Annotated in this window: 21 protein-coding genes and 1 pseudogene; 9 read left to right on the top strand and 13 right to left on the bottom strand. The window is 71.1% G+C overall.

The features are described from left to right. The first annotated feature begins 143 nt into the window (after positions 1–143). The 4 genes from EJ357_RS03910 (at position 144) to EJ357_RS03925 (ending at position 2,223) form a co-directional block, all read left to right on the top strand. Positions 144–554 (top strand): hypothetical protein, encoded by a 411-nt coding sequence (locus EJ357_RS03910; protein WP_126388627.1) that lies wholly within the window; start codon positions 144–146, stop codon positions 552–554. A gap of 83 nt (positions 555–637) precedes the next feature. After that, positions 638–1,357 (top strand): DUF6766 family protein, encoded by a 720-nt coding sequence (locus EJ357_RS03915; RefSeq protein WP_126388629.1) that lies wholly within the window; start codon positions 638–640, stop codon positions 1,355–1,357. A gap of 156 nt (positions 1,358–1,513) precedes the next feature. After that, the gene (locus EJ357_RS03920) at positions 1,514–1,741 is read left to right on the top strand and encodes a DUF6480 family protein (RefSeq protein ID WP_126388631.1); all 228 of its coding nucleotides are present in this window, start codon (positions 1,514–1,516) and stop codon (positions 1,739–1,741) included. A 95-nt stretch (positions 1,742–1,836) separates the two neighbouring features. After that, a complete protein-coding gene (locus EJ357_RS03925) occupies positions 1,837–2,223 on the top strand; it encodes a hypothetical protein (protein ID WP_126388633.1) in 387 nt (128 codons plus the stop codon). 76 nt (positions 2,224–2,299) lie between these two features. On the opposite strand, the gene EJ357_RS03930 is transcribed toward EJ357_RS03925, so the two are convergent. The 8 genes and pseudogenes from EJ357_RS03930 to EJ357_RS03965 form a co-directional block, all read right to left on the bottom strand. Further along, positions 2,300–3,601, bottom strand: a complete 1,302-nt coding sequence (locus EJ357_RS03930) for an MFS transporter (RefSeq protein ID WP_126388635.1) — start codon at positions 3,599–3,601, stop codon at positions 2,300–2,302. Beyond that, positions 3,598–4,743 carry a PLP-dependent cysteine synthase family protein gene (locus tag EJ357_RS03935; RefSeq protein WP_126388637.1) on the bottom strand — a complete coding sequence of 382 codons (1,146 nt, stop codon included), beginning with the start codon at positions 4,741–4,743 and terminating at the stop codon, positions 3,598–3,600. Before EJ357_RS03935 ends, EJ357_RS03930 begins: the two co-directional genes overlap by 4 nt. 142 nt (positions 4,744–4,885) lie before the next feature. Then, the gene (locus tag EJ357_RS03940) at positions 4,886–5,191 is read right to left on the bottom strand and encodes a hypothetical protein (RefSeq protein ID WP_228472959.1); all 306 of its coding nucleotides are present in this window, start codon (positions 5,189–5,191) and stop codon (positions 4,886–4,888) included. 309 nt (positions 5,192–5,500) lie between these two features. Continuing rightward, positions 5,501–5,980, bottom strand: a complete 480-nt coding sequence (locus tag EJ357_RS03945; protein ID WP_228472960.1) for a hypothetical protein — start codon at positions 5,978–5,980, stop codon at positions 5,501–5,503. A gap of 99 nt (positions 5,981–6,079) precedes the next feature. Beyond that, a complete protein-coding gene (locus tag EJ357_RS03950; protein ID WP_126399181.1) occupies positions 6,080–6,916 on the bottom strand; it encodes an endonuclease/exonuclease/phosphatase family protein in 837 nt (278 codons plus the stop codon). Between the two features lie 219 nt (positions 6,917–7,135). Beyond that, entirely contained in the window at positions 7,136–7,888 is a 753-nt protein-coding gene (locus EJ357_RS03955; RefSeq protein WP_126388641.1) for an aminoglycoside phosphotransferase family protein, read from the bottom strand. 70 nt (positions 7,889–7,958) lie between these two features. Further along, positions 7,959–8,057 (bottom strand): annotated as a pseudogene (locus tag EJ357_RS50145) (NAD(P)H-quinone oxidoreductase); the annotation flags it as partial. Positions 8,058–8,435: 378 nt separating this feature from the next. After that, entirely contained in the window at positions 8,436–9,401 is a 966-nt protein-coding gene (locus EJ357_RS03965; RefSeq protein WP_126388643.1) for a pirin family protein, read from the bottom strand. Between the two features lie 113 nt (positions 9,402–9,514). Between EJ357_RS03965 and EJ357_RS03970 the strand changes: the two genes are divergently transcribed. Genes EJ357_RS03970 through EJ357_RS03980 form a run of 3 tightly spaced genes read left to right on the top strand, consistent with a single transcriptional unit; the run spans position 9,515 to position 10,865 of the window. Then, the gene (locus EJ357_RS03970) at positions 9,515–10,006 is read left to right on the top strand and encodes a MarR family winged helix-turn-helix transcriptional regulator (protein ID WP_126388645.1); all 492 of its coding nucleotides are present in this window, start codon (positions 9,515–9,517) and stop codon (positions 10,004–10,006) included. Beyond that, positions 10,003–10,467 (top strand): winged helix DNA-binding protein, encoded by a 465-nt coding sequence (locus tag EJ357_RS03975; protein ID WP_126388647.1) that lies wholly within the window; start codon positions 10,003–10,005, stop codon positions 10,465–10,467. Before EJ357_RS03970 ends, EJ357_RS03975 begins: the two co-directional genes overlap by 4 nt. A 50-nt stretch (positions 10,468–10,517) precedes the next feature. Next, on the top strand, positions 10,518–10,865 hold the full coding sequence (locus EJ357_RS03980; protein ID WP_126388649.1) for a tetratricopeptide repeat protein: 348 nt from the start codon (positions 10,518–10,520) through the stop codon (positions 10,863–10,865). 105 nt (positions 10,866–10,970) lie between these two features. On the opposite strand, the gene EJ357_RS03985 is transcribed toward EJ357_RS03980, so the two are convergent. Beyond that, entirely contained in the window at positions 10,971–12,371 is a 1,401-nt protein-coding gene (locus tag EJ357_RS03985) for a PepSY-associated TM helix domain-containing protein (protein ID WP_126388651.1), read from the bottom strand. 162 nt (positions 12,372–12,533) lie between these two features. Between EJ357_RS03985 and EJ357_RS03990 the strand changes: the two genes are divergently transcribed. Further along, a complete protein-coding gene (locus EJ357_RS03990; protein WP_126388653.1) occupies positions 12,534–13,181 on the top strand; it encodes a peptide deformylase in 648 nt (215 codons plus the stop codon). Between the two features lie 58 nt (positions 13,182–13,239). Here the strand turns inward: EJ357_RS03990 and EJ357_RS03995 are convergent, their stop codons facing one another. Further along, positions 13,240–14,673, bottom strand: coding sequence for a dihydrolipoyl dehydrogenase family protein (locus EJ357_RS03995; protein WP_126388655.1), 1,434 nt, complete (start codon positions 14,671–14,673; stop codon positions 13,240–13,242). A 131-nt stretch (positions 14,674–14,804) separates the two neighbouring features. Here EJ357_RS03995 and trxA point away from each other — a divergent pair, with 131 nt between their 5' ends. Beyond that, positions 14,805–15,191 carry a thioredoxin gene (trxA, locus tag EJ357_RS04000; RefSeq protein WP_126388657.1) on the top strand — a complete coding sequence of 129 codons (387 nt, stop codon included), beginning with the start codon at positions 14,805–14,807 and terminating at the stop codon, positions 15,189–15,191. 50 nt (positions 15,192–15,241) lie between these two features. Here the strand turns inward: trxA and EJ357_RS04005 are convergent, their stop codons facing one another. The 3 genes from EJ357_RS04005 to EJ357_RS04015 are packed head-to-tail and all read right to left on the bottom strand — an operon-like array spanning position 15,242 to position 18,989. Next, the gene (locus EJ357_RS04005; protein ID WP_126388659.1) at positions 15,242–16,678 is read right to left on the bottom strand and encodes an aldehyde dehydrogenase family protein; all 1,437 of its coding nucleotides are present in this window, start codon (positions 16,676–16,678) and stop codon (positions 15,242–15,244) included. A gap of 30 nt (positions 16,679–16,708) precedes the next feature. Next, positions 16,709–17,887, bottom strand: coding sequence for a 4-hydroxybenzoate 3-monooxygenase (locus EJ357_RS04010; protein ID WP_126388661.1), 1,179 nt, complete (start codon positions 17,885–17,887; stop codon positions 16,709–16,711). Between the two features lie 55 nt (positions 17,888–17,942). Continuing rightward, a complete protein-coding gene (locus EJ357_RS04015; RefSeq protein ID WP_175647303.1) occupies positions 17,943–18,989 on the bottom strand; it encodes a LacI family DNA-binding transcriptional regulator in 1,047 nt (348 codons plus the stop codon). Positions 18,990–19,020 lie beyond the last annotated feature (31 nt).

Here is a 19,020-nt window from a genome sequence, read left to right on the forward strand (position 1 = left end):
TCGCGTTGACATCGCGCCCGAGACCTTCCCCGAGCGAGCACAGCCGGACGTACGCCCCGCCGGTCGGCCGGGTGAGCGAATGCCGGGGCGCGGTTGCTCGCGCTCGGGGCTCGTTGCGGTGTACTGCGGGGGGAGGTGGGCCGATGGCCGGGCGAGCGTGCGGTGTGGCGGTGTGTGCCGTGCTGACCATCGGCGGCCTCGGAGGGTGTGGCACGGTGGCGGAGCGGGAGGACGACGTACGGGACGCCGCGGCCGCGTTCGAGGCGGCGCTGAGTGAGGGCGCGTACGACCGGATGTGCGCCGCCCTCGCGCCGGGGACCGTGGAGGAGCTGGAGCAGTCGGCGGGCGGCCCGTGTGCGCGGGCGCTGCGTGCGGAGTCGCCGGAACCGGGCGGGGCCGTGCGGCGGACGGACGTGTACGGCAACCAGGCGAGGGCGGTGCTCTCCTCCGACACCCTGTTCCTCTCCCACTTCACCTCGGGCTGGAAGGTCGTGGCCGCCGGCTGCGAGCAGCGCCCGCGGGAGCCGTACCAGTGCCGGATCAAGGGCGGGTGAGGTGTGAGGGTCATGTTCGCCGTCGTCCTCGGAATCATCGTGGTCGGTCTCGCCTGTCTGGCGGCCCTGGGGCTGATGCACCGATGACCGAGCACTCGTCCCGGACCACCCCGCCGAAGCACCGGGGCCTGCCGGGCTTCCTGCGGGACAACGGGCTCGGCCTGTTCTTCCTCGCGACGTTCCTGCTCGCACTGGTCGGACAGGCGATCGCCGGTCACGCGGACTTCAACAACCAGATGGCCGCCGACCAGCTCCAGCAGGTCGAGTTCGGCGAATACCTCACCACCTCCGACTTCGCCGTCGACGTGTCCGAGAACTGGCAGTCGGAGTACCTGCAGTTCTTCCTGTACGTCGGCGTGACCGTCTGGCTGGTGCAACGCGGCTCCCCGGAGTCCAAGGAGCTGCACAAGGGCGGCACCGAGTCCGACGAGGAACAGCTGGTCGGCGAGTACGCCAAGGAGGGCTCGCCCAAGTGGGCCAGGGCCGGCGGCTGGCGACGGGCGGTGTACTCGCACTCGCTGCTGCTGGTCATGGGGACGATCTTCCTGCTGTCCTGGCTGGTCCAGTCGATCACCGGCGTGGCCGCCTACAACGAGGAGCAGCTACGGCAGCTGCAGGCCCCGCTGAGCTGGGCCGACTACCTCGGCGCCGCGGATTTCTGGAACCGCACCCTGCAGAACTGGCAGTCCGAACTGCTCGCCGTCGCCTCGATGGCCGTGCTGTCGATCTACCTGCGGCAACGGGGCTCCCCGGAGTCGAAGCCGGTGGGAGCGGCGCACAGCGCGACGGGCGTGGAGGGCTGAGGACGGGCGGGATCCCGCGAGGACCGGTGAGCGCTTCCTGACCGGTCGGGATCATCGGTTCGCACAGTCGGCGCGAGGGTACTCGAGAGCCACCGTCGTACACCGACGCATGCAGCGACGACGTGGTCACAGCGAGATCGGAAGGGAGCGTACGTCATGACCATTCCTGATCCCGACCCGAGGCGAACCCCGGGAATCGAACCGGGCGGCGGCGTGTCCCCCGGTGAGACACCGCCCGCCGAAGGGGGCACCCACGGCATCTCGCATCCGGAGCCGCCCGAGCTGCGCAAGGGATGGGGGCCGATGCCGCTCGCCCTGATCATGGTGGTCGTGGCGTTGGTGGCGATCGGGCTGATCGCCATGGCGGTGGCCCTGATCGCGTAGTGCTTCCCGCGCACGCTTGTCGGGCGATCACATCCGAACAATTCCTCAAGGGGCGACGCACCGGCATCGCCTCAGCCGAACAGGCAGGTCCTCCCATGACGAAGAAGCCACACGCCTCAGAACCGCCACACGGCCAGGGCCCGAGCCGTCACAAGGGCACCGGACAGCACGGCTGGTCTCCCGACGTGGACGAGACGCGCCAGCAGGACAACCCGAGCGCCCACCGCTCCTTCCACACCGCCGAGCACGGCGGCGGAAAGGGACCGGGGCGGACGAAGTCCAAGGAGGAGACGAAGTCCGTACCGGGCGACACGGTGCGCAGCACCAGCGCACGCGGCGAGGAGTACGCCGGCGGCGACGAGAAGGGCCGCCGGGACACGGGGCGCAGAGGCCGCTCCCAGCGCCCCAGCGGCACCAAGGACGCCGAAGCGACGACGGGCGTGGACCCGCAGGACCCGCCCTCCAGGCGCCGCCCGGGCTAGCCGACCGGACCCCACAGGGGCGGGGCACCATGTGGTGCCCCGCACCTGCAGGTCTGCAGGTCTGCAGGTCTGCAGGTCAGAGGGTGGCGGGAAGCGGCTCGGCGGCGGGTGGCGGCGCCAGTCGCTCCGTGCGGTGCAGACCGTAGAGGGCAGCCGCGCATACCAGTCCGAGCGCGCAGAGCGCGATCCACGGCAGCGCGGACATGCCTGCCCCGCGGGCCGCGTCGAGCGCGGCGCCCGTGCCCAGGTTCCCGACGGTGATGCCGACGCCGCAGATCGTGTTGTACAGCCCGTAGTGGGTGGCGACCAGGCGCTCACCGGAGAGCCGGACGATGGTGTCCATCTCGAACGGGTAGGCGATCATCGTGCCGATGGCCAGCAGCAGCGCGGCGAGCGTCGGTGGCACCGCCGCGAGCAGCCACAACCCCATCCCCGCCGCCGGTACGGGCACGGCCGTGGCCATCAGCAGCGGAACGAAGGCAAGGCCCATCACGGCCAACCCCCGCACCAGCGCCTGCCCGGGCTCGTACCGTGCCTTGCACCACGCCGTCACCCGGGTCTGAGCCAGGATCGTGCTCAGCCCGGAGACGCCGAAGAGCACCGCCACCGCCGCCGTGCCGAACTCCCCGTCACCACCGAGCCGACGGACCTCCAGTGGCAGCGCCAGATACACCTGGAAGGACAGCACGTACGAGCCGACCATGGCGACGGAGAACAGCAGGAACGGCCGGTTGGCCAGGATGCCCCGCCACTGGGCGAGCACACTCTCTGCGCTGTCGGTCCGCTGCCGCCCGGCCTCCTCTGCCCGCCGGGCGGGCAGCGCACGGATCTGTACGACGCTCAGCAACGCGAAGATCCCGGCCGCCACCAGGCAGGTGACCCGGAAGTCCACCCCGGTCAGCACCATGCCCACCAGCGGGCCCAGCAGAATGCCGGCCTGGTAGAACACGTTGAACAGCGCGAACGCCTCGACCCTGCGCTCCCCCGCGTCGGCCGCGAGGTACGCCCGTACGGCCGGGTTGAACAGTGCGCCGGCGAGCCCGGTGGCGGCGGAGGCGGCGAGCAGTGCGGGAAGCGAGTCGACGAGCCCGAGCGTCGCGAAGCCGAGGGTGCGCAGCACACACCCGGCGACGATCATCGGCTTGTAGCCGATCCGGTCGGCGAGCGTCCCGCCGACCAGGAACATGCCCTGCTGGCTGAAGTTCCGTACGCCGAGGACGAGTCCCACGATCCAGCCGGCCAGCCCGAGCGTGCCGGAGAGATGGGCGGCCAGGTAGGGCATCAGCATGTAGAAGCCGAGGTTGATCGTGAACTGGTTCACCATCAACAGCTGGACACTGCGTTCGTACGACCGGACCTGGGTGAGCAGCCCCTTCACCGGACCTCCTCGGCCGTGCCCGACTCGGCGCCCGCAGCGTCGTCCTCGGCGCCGTCCTGTTCCGTGCCCCGCAGCGTGAGGGGATCGATCACCGTGGTGCACCGGCTCCAGCAGGTGACCTCCTTCTCGTCCAGACGGCCGATCAGCTCGGGTTCCGGCGCCGGCGGGGAGTCCAGCAGGCCGTGGGCGGCGCAGTAGTCGTCGTCGTAGACCGTCCCCAGGTATCGCTGCGGGCCGTCGGGGAAGACCGCGACGATCCGTGCGTCCGCGGGCATCGTCCGGGCCAGCCAGCCGGCCACCAGCGCGACCGCGCCGACACTCCATCCGCCGGTGGCGTAGTGGGAGGCGGCCAGTTGGCGGCACGTCCACACGGCCTCGCGCGGGGCGACCCAGTGCACCTCGGAGAACTGCTCGTAGGCGACGTTGCGGGGGTAGATGCTGGAGCCGAGTCCGCGCATCAGGCGGGGCCGGGCGGGCTGGCCGAAGATCGTCGAACCGGTCGTGTCCACGCCGACAACGGTCAGCTCGGGGTAGAGCTGCCGCAGGACCCGGGAGACGCCGGCCGAATGGCCGCCGGTGCCGACGCTGCACACGAGCACGTCGATGTGGCCCATTTCGGCGGCGAGTTCGAGGGCCAGCGGCGTGTAGGCGGCGACGTTGTCGGGGTTGTTGTACTGGTCCGGGCACCAGGAGCCGGGGTGCTGCTCCAACAGCCGCTGCACACGCTCACGGCGGGCCTGCTGCCAGCCTCCCGTCGGATGCGGCTCGGAGGCGACGTTGACCTGGGCACCGTACGCCGTGAGCAACCGGGTCATGGACAGCTCCAGTCCCGGATCGGTGACCAGGGTGACGGGGTGGCCGTACACCATCCCGGCCAGCGCCAGCCCCAGACCCAGGGTCCCGCTGGTCGATTCGATGATCCGTCCACCGGGCCGCAGGTCGCCACGGGCCCGGGCCCGCTCCACCATGTGCAGCCCCGGACGGTCCTTGATACCGCCGGGGTTGAACCCCTCGAGCTTCGCCCAGAAGCCGCGCCCGGCAGGGGCCAGCGGCTCCGACACCCGCAGCAACGGGGTGTTTCCCACCAGCCCGGACAGGGCGGAATGGCCCGAGTTGAGCGCGGCCTTGGTCAATGACTGCATGTCTGTGTGTTCACTCTCGCTCGATGAATGCACGGGTGCGGATTCGTCTCGCGCCCCAGCCCGGACAGGGCGGACCTGCGGTCCGCGTTCGGGCCATGGGTGCGCGGCAGCCGACGAAGGCGGTCGGCTGCGAGCGGGTGGTCTAGATCCGCCACCGACAGGTGCGGACGAGCGCCGCGCGGCCGGTGCGTGCGCTGCGGGGTCTGCGGAATGCGTGCCGTGCCAAGGGCATCGCCGCCGTCACGGACCCGACGACGAGTACCGCCACGGCCAGTGCGCCGAGGGGGAGGTCCTCCACCGACTGGACCCCGGTACGGACGATCACGTCGGCCGCACAGTCCTCGGCCCGGTGCGGGTGAGGGCCGTGGTGCCCGTGCGGCTCCCCACCCGCGGCCGTCGCCGAGGAGACGACAGGGGCGGACGCCGGCTCGTGCGCGTCCTCGGACACGCCGTGAGCAAAGGCGCACAGCATGAGCGCCATCAGAAGGGCACCGCGGAGCGCCGAGACGAGTCGGCGCCGCCGAGGCGAGCCGCATGGGGCCCAAGGGGCGTGCGTGAGCATGCGGGAATGTGTCGGCACGGGTCCTCCGCGCTACTGCCACATCTCCGACGGGGGCGGAGTGAGGCGCGGGCATGGGTGGGGGCAGGACGGCATCGACGGATGTGACGCCCCATCATGAACCCGGGACGCGACACTCGTCGTGCGACACCAGCCGAACCGGTGACGACCGGCAGGCCGGTTGGAGGAGTCCGACTCCTACACCTGCTGCACCACGGAGGCCGCTCTCAGGGCCCCGGACGAGGCCCTGTCCATCGGCCCGTCGGCGGCGGAAACTCGCACGGCCGCGGCGTCGTCAGAGCCTGTCGATTCGCGAACCGACGCGGCAAAGCAGGGCGGAACCACACCAGAGCCCTGCTGCGGCTGCCCGGATGCGCACTGCTCGCCAGGATGTGACGCCTCATGACCACCCTGGTGATCGTCCGCTGCCGCGGCGGACAGCGGCCCGAACTCGGCGGCCACGCCGCGAACGTCATCATCCGAGAACGCGGCGGGGGCTGCTGCGCTGGTGACGAGGTGCCCACTGACGCTCTCGACGTGCACGGCATGGGTCACGAGGACGCCGAACAGAAGCACGGCCAAGGCCAGAACGCGCGGCAACGGACCCACGTCCGAGGGGGTCCTGACCATGCGCCAGGCAGTCCGAGCCGTAACCATGCCGTGATCGTAGCGGTTCATCGGGACCGGTCGTCCACCCCTTCCGGAACACGGGTTCGACACACGGGGCGATTGGCTTGTTTGCGGCGGCGAGTGTGCCGAGCCGGCCACGACGCCCGCTCAGGTCAGGTCCACGTCGGAGTACAGCAGGTGGTGGTCCGAGGACTCGGTGGGATGCACCCGGTGCGCGAGCGGGAGGAGGCCGCGCAGGAAGACGTAGTCGAACTTGCTCTGCCAGTCGGTGGTGGTCTCGCACGTGCCTGCGGACGGGGGCTGACACCCGGGGGCCGTGTCCGCGGCCAGTGCCCACATCGGGGCGAGTTCGGGAGCGTCCGGCACGGCGTTGAAGTCACCGAGAACGATCGCGCGGTCGTGCCGGGCGACCTCTGTGGCGAGTACGCCGGTCTGGTGTGCTCGGACCGACTCCTGACGCCGCTGGGCGAGGTGCGTGTTGAAGACCCGGACGGTCTGGCCGCCCACCTTGGTGGTGACTGCCATGTACCCGCGGTCTTCGGATCCTCCGTCGGGGTATTCCACGCTGACGCGGTCTGTCATCGGTGCCGCCGAGAGGATCGCCTGGCCAAAGGCCCCCGGATTCCACGGCACTCCCCCGCAGCGGCCCCAATCCCGCAGAACCGACCCGTACTCGACGTGGTAGACCAGCCCGTGCAGGCTCTCCAGATACTCCCGGATCATCTCGACGTCACGCACGCACGCTTCTTGCAGGCCGATGACCTGGGGCGCGTACGTGGCGATCTCCGCCGCCCGGTCGACGTTGCTCACCTCGCACGGATTGCAGATGTTCCACGTCATGACCCGGTTCGGTGCGATGTCCCGGACGGCTTCGACGGGCACTGCCCCGGCGAAGAGGCCGCTGGGCGCACTGGGCCCCATGAGCACCATGCAGACCGCGATCATGGCTCCCGCAAACAACCGCGTGCCCCTTCCGAGCACCATCGCCTCCTCGAAGTGGATACCTCCGGCATCTGACGTCTCCGTTGGCGTCTCCATGCACGAGGTTATGGGACGGGGTCGGCGGCAACACATGCGGTGCCAATTCTCGTCGAACATCTGCAGCTCATCGACGAGTTGGCATGAGCCATGAGCCCCGAGCCCTTGGTGTGAGGCCGGACTGCCCTCGCCTCACGAGGCACTGACGCCTGGCCCCGCCGCCCCTCACGCCAGCGCGCGGGCGAAAACATCGCGCCGGTCCTGCGTGAAGGCATGTTCCCGCTGACTCCAGGCGATGCGGGCGCCGATCACCTCGCGCGTGGCAGGCACCCGCTCCGCGGACGCCAACAGCTCCGCCCAGAACCTCGCGTTGCGTGACTGGCGTTCGAGAACGCAGTCGACCACGACGCTGCGCTGGAGGCTGTCCAAACCGTACGCGTCGGCCAGCAGGCGGACCTGCGCCGCTTGGCTCTCCACGGGCAGCCTCTGTTTCGACGAGACGCACCACGTCCACGCCATGTACCCGAAATCCTCCAGAGGACTGCCGGGAGCCGCCGTGTCGAAGTCGATGAAGGCGACCGGTGTGCCCTTGCGGAACACGACGTTGTTGGGTCCCGCATCGTGATGGCACACCACCGGACAGCGGCCGGCCAACGCGCTCCCGCGGGTCGCGTCATGCAGCGAACGGAGCAGGGCTCCGGCGGCCGCGACCTGCTCGTCGGACCAGGTCTGGAACCGGTCGGGGACATCGCCGGCGATGTAGGTGAGCACGTCCATTCCGTCGCTCTGCCCCAGATGGCGGGGCGCGCCGTCGAAGTCCCGCTCTTCCAGCATCCGCAGGAGGGCCGCGACGAACTCCGAGGAGGAACTCGCGGGCCTGCGCACGGTGTCGCCCACCCGAATGACCCCCGCGGTGATCCGGCCACCCCCAAGCGCCGACCCGCTCAACGATCCCCGCGGGTAGCTGTGGTCGCTCATTTCTGGGATTCCTTCGGTTCGCGATGGTGCGATGGGCGTCTGCGGTCCGGTCCATGGGCCGGGTCCGGTCGATGACGACCTGCACCGTCCCGTTCTCGATCAATGGCCATACATGTTCCTGGACTTCGGCCACGATCGCTGCCTTTTGCCCGGCTTGGCGGGAGCGCAGTGCCGTGTACGGACGCGCGCTTGAAGAGGAGTTCGGCGAGGTTGAGTTCGCCTTCCAGGCCGTTCTGCAGCCCGATGATGACCAGGCGCCCGTCGAGGGCCAGGGAGCGGATGTTGCGCGGAAGGCAGTCGCCCCCGATGACGTCGAGGATCACGTCGCCGACGCTCGCATCCCAGCCTGACGAGGCATCAGCAAAGTCAGAATCAGGCCAGCAAGAGTCCCGCCGCAGCCGCCCCCAGAGCGACACTGTGCAATCGCCAACCGCTCCGGCCTGAGCCAGCCGGCTGTTCGAACGCCTACCGGCAAGCAGGTGGAAGACAGCGAGGACTACCCGACCGCCTTCCGCCCTGCGGCCACCACGCTGACACGTTCCGCAGGTCAGCGCACCCTTCCCCGCGGCTTCAACGGCACCGGCGGCAGTTCCGGCGCAGGCAGCGGAGCCCCGTCGTACCCCTTCACCTCCCCGAACCGGGAGCCCTCCATCCAGTCATGACGGGCCTGCACGATCTCTTCCTGCGACCGCCCGATCCAGTTCCAGAACATGATCAACTCCTCCTCGAACGGCTCACCGCCGAGAAGCATCAGGCCGGCGTCCGACTCGGCGCGCAGCGGGAGTTCGGTGCGGCCGCAGCCGAGGTAGAGCATCGAGCCGGGCCGCACCGGTACGCCGTCCACGTGGGCCTCGCCGGACATGGACAGGACGGCGTACTCGAAGTCCGGTTCCAGGGGGAGGCGTACGTCCGCGCCGCGGGTCAGGGTCAGGTCGGCGCCGACGATCGGGCTGTACGTCGTGCCGGGTGAGCTCGCGCCGTCGAGGGCGCCGAGGATCAGCGTGGCCCGCAGACCCGGCGCCGTGACGACGGGCAGCTCGGCGTGGTGTTCGAAGTGCGGGTCGGTGTGACGGTGGCCGTCCGGGAGGGCCACCCAGAGTTGGGCGCCGTGCAGGAAACGGGCGTGCGACCTGGGGCTCTCCTCGGAGTGACTGATCGCCCGGCCCGAGGTCATCAGGCCCAACTCCCGCGGGCGGATGGTCTGAAGGCTGCCGGTCGAGTCGCGGTGCAGCACCTCGCCCTCGTGCAGCCAGCTCACCGTCTGCAGGCCCATGTGCGGGTGCGGCGGCACCTGCATGCCGGGCTCGTCGGCGATGTCGTCGGGGCCGTAGTGATCGACGAAACACCAGGCGCCGACCATGCGGCGGCCCAGGTTGGGCAGCAGCCGACGGACTTCGGTGGACTCGCCGAGCTTGACGTGGCGAGGGCTGAGAAGTTCGCGTACGGGCTCCGCCACGACGAAACCCCGGCCGCCGCAGATGGCGGGCACCGCCTCGCGATCAAGATTGCTCATGGCGCCCAAACTAGCCCTGCCGGGGCCACCGCGTCAGTCCGTCACCCGGCGCTGTCTCGAAGCGGTTCAGAAAATAGTAGCCATGGATATAGTAGCCATGTACTGTATCGGCCATGAGCAAGGGTTCCGAGAAGGCCTCTCCGGGGTTTCTGGTGTGGCGTCTGTCGACGAAGTGGCGGGTCGCTGTCGACCGGGCCGTGACCCCGCTGGGGCTCACCCACGCGCAGTACGCGCTGGTGGCCTCGCTGTACGGCATGCAGCGCAGCGGGGAGCGCCCCAGCCAGCGGCGCCTCGCCGACCACACCGGACTCGAACCGCTGTATGTGTCCAAGCTGGCGCGCTCCCTGGAAGCGGCCGGCTTCCTCGAACGCACCCGGGATCCCCGCGACCCGCGCGCGGTGCAGCTGGCGCTGACCGAGCAGGGCCGTGAGCGGACCCGGCAGGCGATCAAGGTCGTCCAGGGGCTGCTGGAGCAGCTGCTGGCGCCGCTCGGCGGCCTGGCCGGCGGGCGCACCCAGGAGTTCACGCGCGACCTCGCGATCCTGCTCGACGCACCTCTCGACCCGCTCGCCATCGACAGTGAGTCCGACAAGGAGCAGTCATGACCACCACCACTTCCCCGGCCACTCCCACCCCACTGGTCAACCCGCGCGTCATAGCTCTGGCCCACTACGCGGGGCGCTCGCTTCTCGAGCATGTCCTGGCCCGCCACGGCGCGACGTTCCAGCAGTCCGTCACCCTCCGACTCGTTGCCGTCGCGGACGGACCGGTCGAGCGGGCCCACCTGGTCGACGGTGTCGTCGGCGCGCTGAAGATCGACGCCGCGGAAGTCCACTCCGTGGTCGACGAGCTGATCGCCGCAAAGCTGGTGGCCCCTCAGGAGCCGTCCCAGGTGCGGATCACGGACGCGGGACGGGAGCTGTACGACAGGACCTCCGCCGAGACCGCCCCCATCACCGCCCGGATCTACGCCGGCCTGTCGACGGAGGATCTGGCCGCCGCCGGACGCGTGCTGACCCTCATCACCGAGCGGGCCGACGCCGAACTCGCCTCCCTGACCAAGTAGTGGAATATCGAACCACCGTGCTCGGTTGACGGCGCCGAAGGAGGTCACGAGTGGACACGACGTACTACGACCACGGAACACCGGCCGAGCGCTGGGAGCGCGCACAGGTGTTCTTCGGCGCCAAGGACTACGCCGCCGCCGCGCGCGTCCTCGGCAAGCTGGTCGAGGAGGTGCCGGAGCAGACCGGACCGCGGCTGCTGCTGGCGCGCGCCTACTACCACTCCGCCCAACTGCGCCGCGCGGAGAGCGAGTTGCGTGTCATCGTCGAGCGCGACCCCGTCGAGCAGTACGCCCAGCTGATGCTGGGCCGCACCCTGCAGCGGCAGGGACGGCAAGCGGAGGCGGAGCCGTACATGCGCCTCGCCTCGGCACTGGCGGGCGACTTCGAACAGCTCTGAGCCATGCGAGGGGCCCGGTCCCCCCGGAACCGGGCCCCAAGTCCTTCCGGTCCGCCTACGTCACCTCAGCGGCCGTACGCCTGCTTCACTTCACCGGCCGCACGCCTACTTCACGTCGGCGGGCGTCCGCTTCCCCCGCCGACGGGCCACCTCGCCCAGTACGACGTCCACGACGATGAACGCGGCCAGCGAGATGCCGAGGAGCGGCACGAAGTAGCCGACCACGGCGACCACCGCCACCAGTGGCACCAGGATCTGCGGAGGCACCTGCTGCCAGGCCCCGCGCGGGATGGGTCGCCCGAAGGCGGAGCCACGGCCGCGCTGCCACCACATGCGGTAGCCCCAGATGATCAGCAGGATCAGCGAGAGCGTCAACAGCATCAGGAAGATCTGGTTGGCCAGGCCGAACAGGACGCCCGTGTGCAGGTCGATGCCCCAGCGGGTCAGCTTGGCGAGCACCGGGAAGTCCTCGAACCGCAGCACGTCGGTGACCTCGCCGGAAGCCGGGTCGATCGCGACCGAGTCCTGCTTCGTCGGCCAGCTGCGCTGCACCTGCTTCACCACGTACGCGGACGAGTCGTCGGCGGGCGGCACGATCTCCACGGGATCGCCCAGGCCCTCGGCGCGCGCGGCGGCCAGGACCTTGTCGAGGCCGACGCCGTGCTCGCCGCTCCCACCGGTACCGGCGGCGGCGCCGTGGCCCCCGTGGTCGCCGCCCGCCGAGGCCGAGACGGACGGGGTGGCCTGGCCGAGGGAGGTGCGCAGCTCGTCGATGTTGGCCCCGGCGTATGCCGACCAGGTCAGGCCGGTCGCCGAGAGGAAGAAGAACCCGATCGCGGCCCAGACGCCGACGGTGCCGTGCAGACCGAGCGTACGGCGGCGTCCGCTGGTGCCCCGCACCTTGCGCAGCGCGCGACGGCGGGTGAACCACAGCGCCACGCCGCCGGCCGCGATCACCCACAGCCAGCTCGCCGCCAACTCGCTGTAGAGGCGGCCGTTCTCACCGAGGTGCAGGTCGCGGTGGAACTCGTCGATCCAGGTCCGCAGGGGCAGCGCGCCGGTCGAGCCGTACTGTTCGAGCGCGCCGCGCACCTCGGCGGTGTACGGGTCGACGAACACGGCGAGCGTGTGCTCGGCGTCGACGCCCTTGACGCCGGAGAGCATGACCCTGGTGGACTCGTCGTCCTGCGGGGAGGGCCGTATCGCTGAGACCGTGCCCTCGGGGTGGGCCTTGCGCGCGGCGGCGACCTGCTGGGATATCGGCAGCTTCTCGTCGCCGACCGGGACGGTCATCTCGTGGGCGTACGCGAACTTCTCCGCCTGGAACGCTCCTGCGTACAGGAAGCCGGTGGCCGCGGCGACCAGCAGGAAGGGAGCGACGAGCACTCCGGCGTAGAAGTGGAGACGCAGGATCAGCGGGCGCAGTGGGGCCCATCTGCGGGACGGCGACGTCGGGGCGTCGGGCTGCGACGCATCCTCCGTGACGGTCGTGGGAGCGGTGGACATCGGCGGCATCTCCGGGGCGTGGGACGGGGAGTGGGGACGTACTTCTCTCTGCTGTAGCGGTCCAGTAGTCGGACGGAGGGTCCGTCGAGTTCCAGCCACGTCAAGTGACGTGCATCACATGAGAGTCGGTGGGCCCCAGGGGTGCCGTGGCATGCTGGCGCGATGGCAACTCCGAGCGATCGCGCACCCCTGGCCGAGCAGGTCGAGCAACTCCTCGCCACCGAAGGCCCGTTGGCCATCGTGGCGGCCGGCGAGCCGGTGCTGCGGCGTCCCACCGAGCGCTTCGACGGCCAGCTGGACCCCGCCCTGCTGGCCCGCTTCGTCGAGGCCCTCCGGATCACCATGCACGCGGCGCCGGGCGTCGGCCTTGCGGCACCGCAGGTCGGCGTGCCACTGCGGATCGCGGTGATCGAGGACCCGGCACCCGTGCCGGAGGAGGTGCGGCTGGCACGCGGGCGGGTGCCGCAGCCGTTCCGGGTGCTGGTGAACCCGTCGTACGAGCCCGTGGGCAGCGCTCGTGCCGCGTTCTTCGAGGGCTGTCTGAGCGTCCCGGGCTATCAGGCGGTGGTGGCGCGGCCCGCTGAGGTGCGGTTGACCTGCGAGGACGAGCAGGGGCATGCCGTCGACGAGGTGGTCACGGGGTGGCCCGCCCGTATCGTGCAACACGAGACGGACCACCTCGACGGCATGCTCTACCTGGACCGGGCCGAGCTGCGCTCGCTCTCCTCGAACCAGGCGGTGGCCGAGTACTGGGCCCAGCCCGCCCCGGGCGAGGCGGCGAAGGCCCTCGGCTTCCGACTGCCGGGCTGAGGACGTCAGTCGGAAGCCCTACGTGGGCTGGAAGCCGTACGTCGACCGGGGGCGTACGTCAGTTGTCCCGGTACGACTCCAGCAGCCGCAGCCACACCTCGCTGATCGTCGGATACGACGGGACCGCGTGCCACAGCCGGCTGATCGGCACCTGCCCGGCGACCGCGATGGTCGCCGAGTGGATGAGCTCGCCCACTCCGGGGCCGACGAACGTGACGCCGAGAAGGATCTCGCGCTCCAGGTCGACGACCATGCGGGCGCGGCCGCGGTAGCCGTCGCCGTACAGGGAGGCGCCCGACACCGAGGCCAGGTCGTAGTCGACGGCGCGGACACGGTGGCCGGCCTGTTCCGCCTCCGCCAGGGAGAGGCCGACGGCAGCGGCCTCGGGGTCGGTGAAGACGACCTGGGGGACGGCGGCGTGGTCGGCGGTGGCCGCGTGGGCGCCCCAGGGCTCGGATTCGAGGAGGGGGACGCCGGAGGCGCGGGCGGCGATGGCCGCGCCCGCGATGCGGGCCTGGTACTTGCCCTGGTGGGTGAGGAGGGCCCGGTGGTTGACGTCGCCCACCGCGTACAGCCAGTCGTTGCCGGTGACGCGCAGGCTGTCGTCGACCTCCAGCCAGGAGCCGGGCTCCAGGCCGACCGTGTCCAGGCCTATGTCGTCGGTGCGCGGGGCGCGTCCGGTCGCGAAGAGGATCTCGTCGGCCTCGATGCGGTCGCCGTGGTCGGTGACGACCACGACCGTGCCGTTCTCCCTGGTCACCGACTCGACCGAGGTCGCGGTGCGGACGTCGGTGCCGGCCTCGGTGAGCGCTTCGGCGACCATTTCGCCGGCGAAGGGCTCCATGCGGTTCAGCAGGCCCTTGCCGCGGACGAGGAGCGTGACCCGGGAACCGAGGGCCTGGTAGGCCGTGGCCATCTCGGTGGCGACCACTCCCCCGCCGACCACGACCAGCCGGCCGGGCACGGCCTGGGCGCCGGTGGCCTCGCGGCTGGTCCACGGCTTGACGTCGGCGAGCGCGGGCAGGTCGGGCAGGACGGCCCGGCTGCCGGTGCACACGGCGACGGCGTGCCGGGCGGTCAGGATGTGCCGGGCGCCGTCCGGGCCGGTCACTTCCAGGGTGCGGGGCCCGGTGAGGCGGCCGTGGCCGCGGTACAGGTCGGCGCCGATGCCGGTCAGCCAGCCGACCTGGCCGTCGTCCTGCCAGTTCGAGGTGAACTCGTTACGCCGGGCGAGGACCGCGGCCGCGTCGAGGGGGCCCCGTACGGACTGGCTGAGGCCGGGCAGCCGGCGGGCGTCGGCCTGGGCGATGACCGGGCGCAGCAGCGCCTTGCTGGGCATGCACGCCCAGTACGAGCACTCGCCGCCGACCAGTTCGCTCTCCACGACCGCGGTGGTCAGACCGGCCGCACGGGTGCGGTCGGCCACGTTCTCCCCCACCGGCCCGGCCCCGAGGACCACGACGTCGTACGCGATGGAATCCGTTTCCGTCATGGGGTCAGTCTTACGGGTGGTGTGCGGCGTGGCCACACGGGTACGCGCGCGGAAATACGACGGAATACACAGCCGCACGGCCACGTTGTCGCCGACGGCTTCGCCCCGACACCAGGAAGAGGGATAACGCCATGAGCAGCACCGTGGAGCTCACCAAGGAGAACTTCGACGAGACGGTCACGGACAACGAATTCGTCCTGATCGACTTCTGGGCGTCGTGGTGCGGGCCGTGCCGTCAGTTCGCCCCGGTCTACGAGAAGGCCGCGGAGGACAACCCGGACCTCGTGTTCGGCAAGGTCGACACCGAGGCGCAGCCCGAGCTGGCCGCCGCCTTCGGCATTCAGTCGATTCCGACGCTCATGATCGTCCGTGACCGTGTCGCCGTGTTCGCACAGCCGGGTGCCCTGCCCGAGGCCGCCCTCACGGACGTCATCGGGCAGGCCCGCAAGCTCGACATGGACGAGGTCCGCAAGGCGGTGGCCGCCCAGCAGGAGCAGGCGGAGCCGAACGGCCAGTAGGGAGCCGCCTCGGATGGCCGTCCGAGGCCGACCGTCCGAGGCGAACCGTCCTAGAACGGGTACGCCGCCACGTCCCCGCGCACCGTCGTCCAGCGCACGTCGGTGAACGCCTCCAGGTTGGCCTCGCCGCCGAACCGGGCGCCGGTGCCGGAGGCGGCGATGCCGCCGAAGGGGGCGACGGCCTCGTCGTTCACGGTCTGGTCGTTGATGTGCACGATGCCCGTCGGGATGCGCTCGGCCAGGTCGAGGCCGCGGGCGGCGTCCCGGGTGACGATGCCGAGGGAGAGCCCGTAGGAGCTCGCGGCGGCGAGAGCGGCGGCCTCGTCGGCGGTGGTGAAGGGGCGTACGGGCGCGACCGGGCCGAAGACCTCCTCGGCGTACGCGGGGGTCTGGTCGTCGACGTCGGCGAGCACGGTCGGCCGGTAGAACAGCTCCTCGTGGGTGCCGCCCGCCGCCAGCTTGGCGCCCCGGGACGTGCTGGCCTCCACCAGCCCGTGCACCTTGCCCAGTTGGCCGGCGTCGATGAGCGGGCCGAGGTGGACCTGGGCGCGGTGCGGGTCGCCGACGGCGAGGGCATCGGCCTTGGCGGCCAGGCGCTCGACGTACTCCCCGTACAAAGACTCGTGGACCAGGTGGCGGCCGGTCGTCATGCAGATCTGGCCCTGGTGGAAGAAGGAACCCCAGGCGGCCGTGGAGATCACCGCGTCGATGTCGGCGTCCTCCAGCACGATCAGGGCGGAGTTGCCGCCCAACTCCAGGTGCGCGCGCTTGAGATGCCGCCCGGCGGCCTCGCCGACGGCCCGGCCCGCGGCGGTGGAGCCGGTGAACGAGATCACGGGCACGCGCGGGTCGGCCACCAGCGCCTGGCCCACCTCCGGACCGCCCGGCAGGACGTGCAGCAGCCCTTCCGGGAGACCGGCCTCGGCGAAGACCGCGGCCAGCGACAGCCCACCGCAGACCGCCGTGCGCGGGTCCGGCTTCAGTACGACGGCGTTGCCGAGCGCGAGGGCCGGGGCGACCGAGCGGATGGAGAGGATCAGCGGGGCGTTGAAGGGGGAGATCACGCCGACGACCCCGACGGGGACCCGGCGCGTGTACGACAGCCGGGGCGCCTCGCTGGGCAGGATCTGCCCGGCCGGGCGGGAGGCGAGAGCCGCGGCCTCGTAGCACTCCTGGGCGGCGACGTGCAGCTCGAACTCCGCCTTGCCGGGGATCGAGCCCGACTCGCGGACGATCCAGTCGCGCAGCTCGTCGGTGTGCGCGGCGAACAGGTCACCGGCCTTGCGCAGCACGCCGGCGCGCACGAAGTGCGGCAGACGCGCCCACTCCGCCTGGGCGGCACGGGCGGCCTGAGCGGCCGTGCCGACGTCCTCGGCGCCGGCCAGGGTGACGGAGCCGAGCGTGTCGCCGGTGGCGGGCTCGGTGACGGCGTACTCCTCTCCCGAGAGGGAGCTGGGCTGCCAGGCCTTGGGGTCGAGCAACGGCATTGCGACTCTCCGTTCCATCACCGGCGGGACTCACACGGGGAGCGGAAGTCCCGAGTAGTTCGCCGCCAGTTCGGCGGCCGCGTGACGGGATGCGGTGATGCGGCGCAGCCGCGCGAGCTGCATCCGGTCGTCGAACGCATCCCCATTTGGTTGAGCGTGCAACATCCTAGTCATGTCGTCCGAGAATCGGGTGGCCTGCCACACACGTTGCAGACACAACTCCGAGTATCTGTCGAGAAGTCGTGTCTCCCCTGTGCGGTACAGCGCGGTGAGGGCGCGGGCCAGGACCCGTACGTCCGACACCGCGAGGTTCAGGCCCTTGGCGCCGGTCGGCGGAACGATATGGGCGGCGTCCCCGGCGAGCAGGAGCCTGCCGTGGCGCATCGGCTCGTGGACGTAACTGCGCATTGTCGTCACGGACTTGGAGGTGATGGGTCCGCGGTGCAGGGCCCAGTCCCCGTCGATGGCGAAGCGGGCGGCGAGTTCGTCCCAGATGCGGTCGTCGGGCCAGTCGTCGGGGTCGGTGCCGTTGGGGACCTGGAGGTAGAGCCGGGACACGGACGGGGAGCGCATGCTGTGCAGGGCGAACCCGCCTTCACCGCGTGCGTAGATCAACTCGTCGCAGGACGGCGGCACTTCGGCCAGGACGCCCAGCCATGAGTACGGGTAGTCGTGCGCGTACGACCGGCCGAGCTCGGCCGGGAAGGCGTCGCGGGAGATGCCGTGGAAGCCGTCGCAGCCGGCGACCCAGTCGCAGGTCAGCGTCTGCTCGCGGCCGTCGTGAAGGAACCGGACGACGGGCGCGTCGCTCTCCGCCTTCTCGACGGCCAGCGCCTCGGCCTCGAACAACAGCGGTGGCCCGTCGGCGAGTTGGAGGTCGACGAGGTCCTTCACGATCTCGGTCTGGGCGTAGATCGTGACGGTGCGGCCGCCGGTGAGGGCCGGGAAGTCGATGTGGTGGCGTTCCCGGTCGAAGCGCAGCTCGATGCCCTGGTGCACCAGCCCCTCGGCCTGCAGCCGCTCGGCGGCGCCGGCCTCCTGCAGCGCGTGGACCGTGCCCTGCTCCAGCATCCCGGCGCGCTGACGGTGTTCCACGTACTCCTGCGTCCGGCTCTCCAGGACGACGCAGTCGACGCCCGCGCGGTGCAGCAGGCGGGCGAGCAGCAGCCCGGCGGGGCCGCCGCCGATGATGCCGACCCTCGTGCGCATCCCACGCCTCCCTGGCCTCGACGGCAGGTCGTACGCCGACCGGACTCGCGGTGCCTCAGCTGGACTCGCGGTGCACCACCGACGCCCCCAGCACCTTGTGCGTCTCGGGTGCGGCGCCGGGGTTGCGCACCGCGCGGTCGACCAGTTCCGCGAGCTCACGGCCGGACGGCAGCTCTATGTGGACGGTGCTCAGCCTAGGCCGCAGCAGCCGTCCGAGCATCAGGTCGTCGGCGCCGATGACGGCCGTGTCGGTGGGGACGCGCAGGCCCTCGTCCTGCAGAGCGCGCATCAGGAGCATCGCGTACTCGTCGTTGTAGGCGAACACGGCGTCGAGGCCGAGGTCGCGCCAGCGGGCGGCGAGCCCCGCGGCGGACTTCTCCTCATAGGCGAGGGACAGGGGCGTCACGGTGGCGTCCGTGCCGTGCAGGGCGCGGCGCACGCCTTCGAGGCGGGGCGCGGAGAAGGACTCCAGGCCGCCCTCCTCGGGCACCACGACGCCGATGCGGCTCCGGCCGCGCTCGTGGAGATGGACGCCCGCGCTGTACCCGACGGCCTCGTGGTCCATGAGCAGGGCGTGCGCGCCCTCGACGGCCTCGGGGCCGAGGGTGACCACGGCCCGGGCTCCGGAGCGCTTGAGGACCGTCACCCCCTTCGGGCACAGACCCGAGCCCGGCATCAGGACGGCGACCGGGCGCAGTTCGGCCCAGGCGCGTGCCGCCTCGTCGCCGTACAGGCCGACGCTGCCGTGCTGGACGACGGTGTAGTCGAGACGGCCGAGCGCCATCTGGAGATCGCCGAGGAACTGGCTGTAGAGCGGGCCGACGGGGAAGCTCGGCGCGGGCATCAGGACCATGCGGCTGTGCCCGGCGCGCAGACTGCGGGCGGCCGCGTGCGGGACGTAGCCCAGTTCCTTCGCGGCCTCGTGGACCCGGCGGCGGGTGGGCTCGCTGATCCGGACGGCGCTGGTGTTGTTGAGGACGTAGGAGACGGTCGCGCGCGAGACGCCGGCCAGGCGGGCCACGTCGGCGCTCGTAGGTACCGAGCGCGGGGCGGGCGAAGCGGGCGCGGGCGTTTTCGGTATCTGCACCATGACGAACGGCATCTTTGCAGAAACTGTGAGCGAGGCTCCGCCC

The sequence above is a fragment of the Streptomyces cyaneochromogenes genome, from assembly GCF_003963535.1.
In the GTDB taxonomy this organism is placed as follows: Bacteria; Actinomycetota; Actinomycetes; order Streptomycetales; family Streptomycetaceae; genus Streptomyces; species Streptomyces shaanxiensis.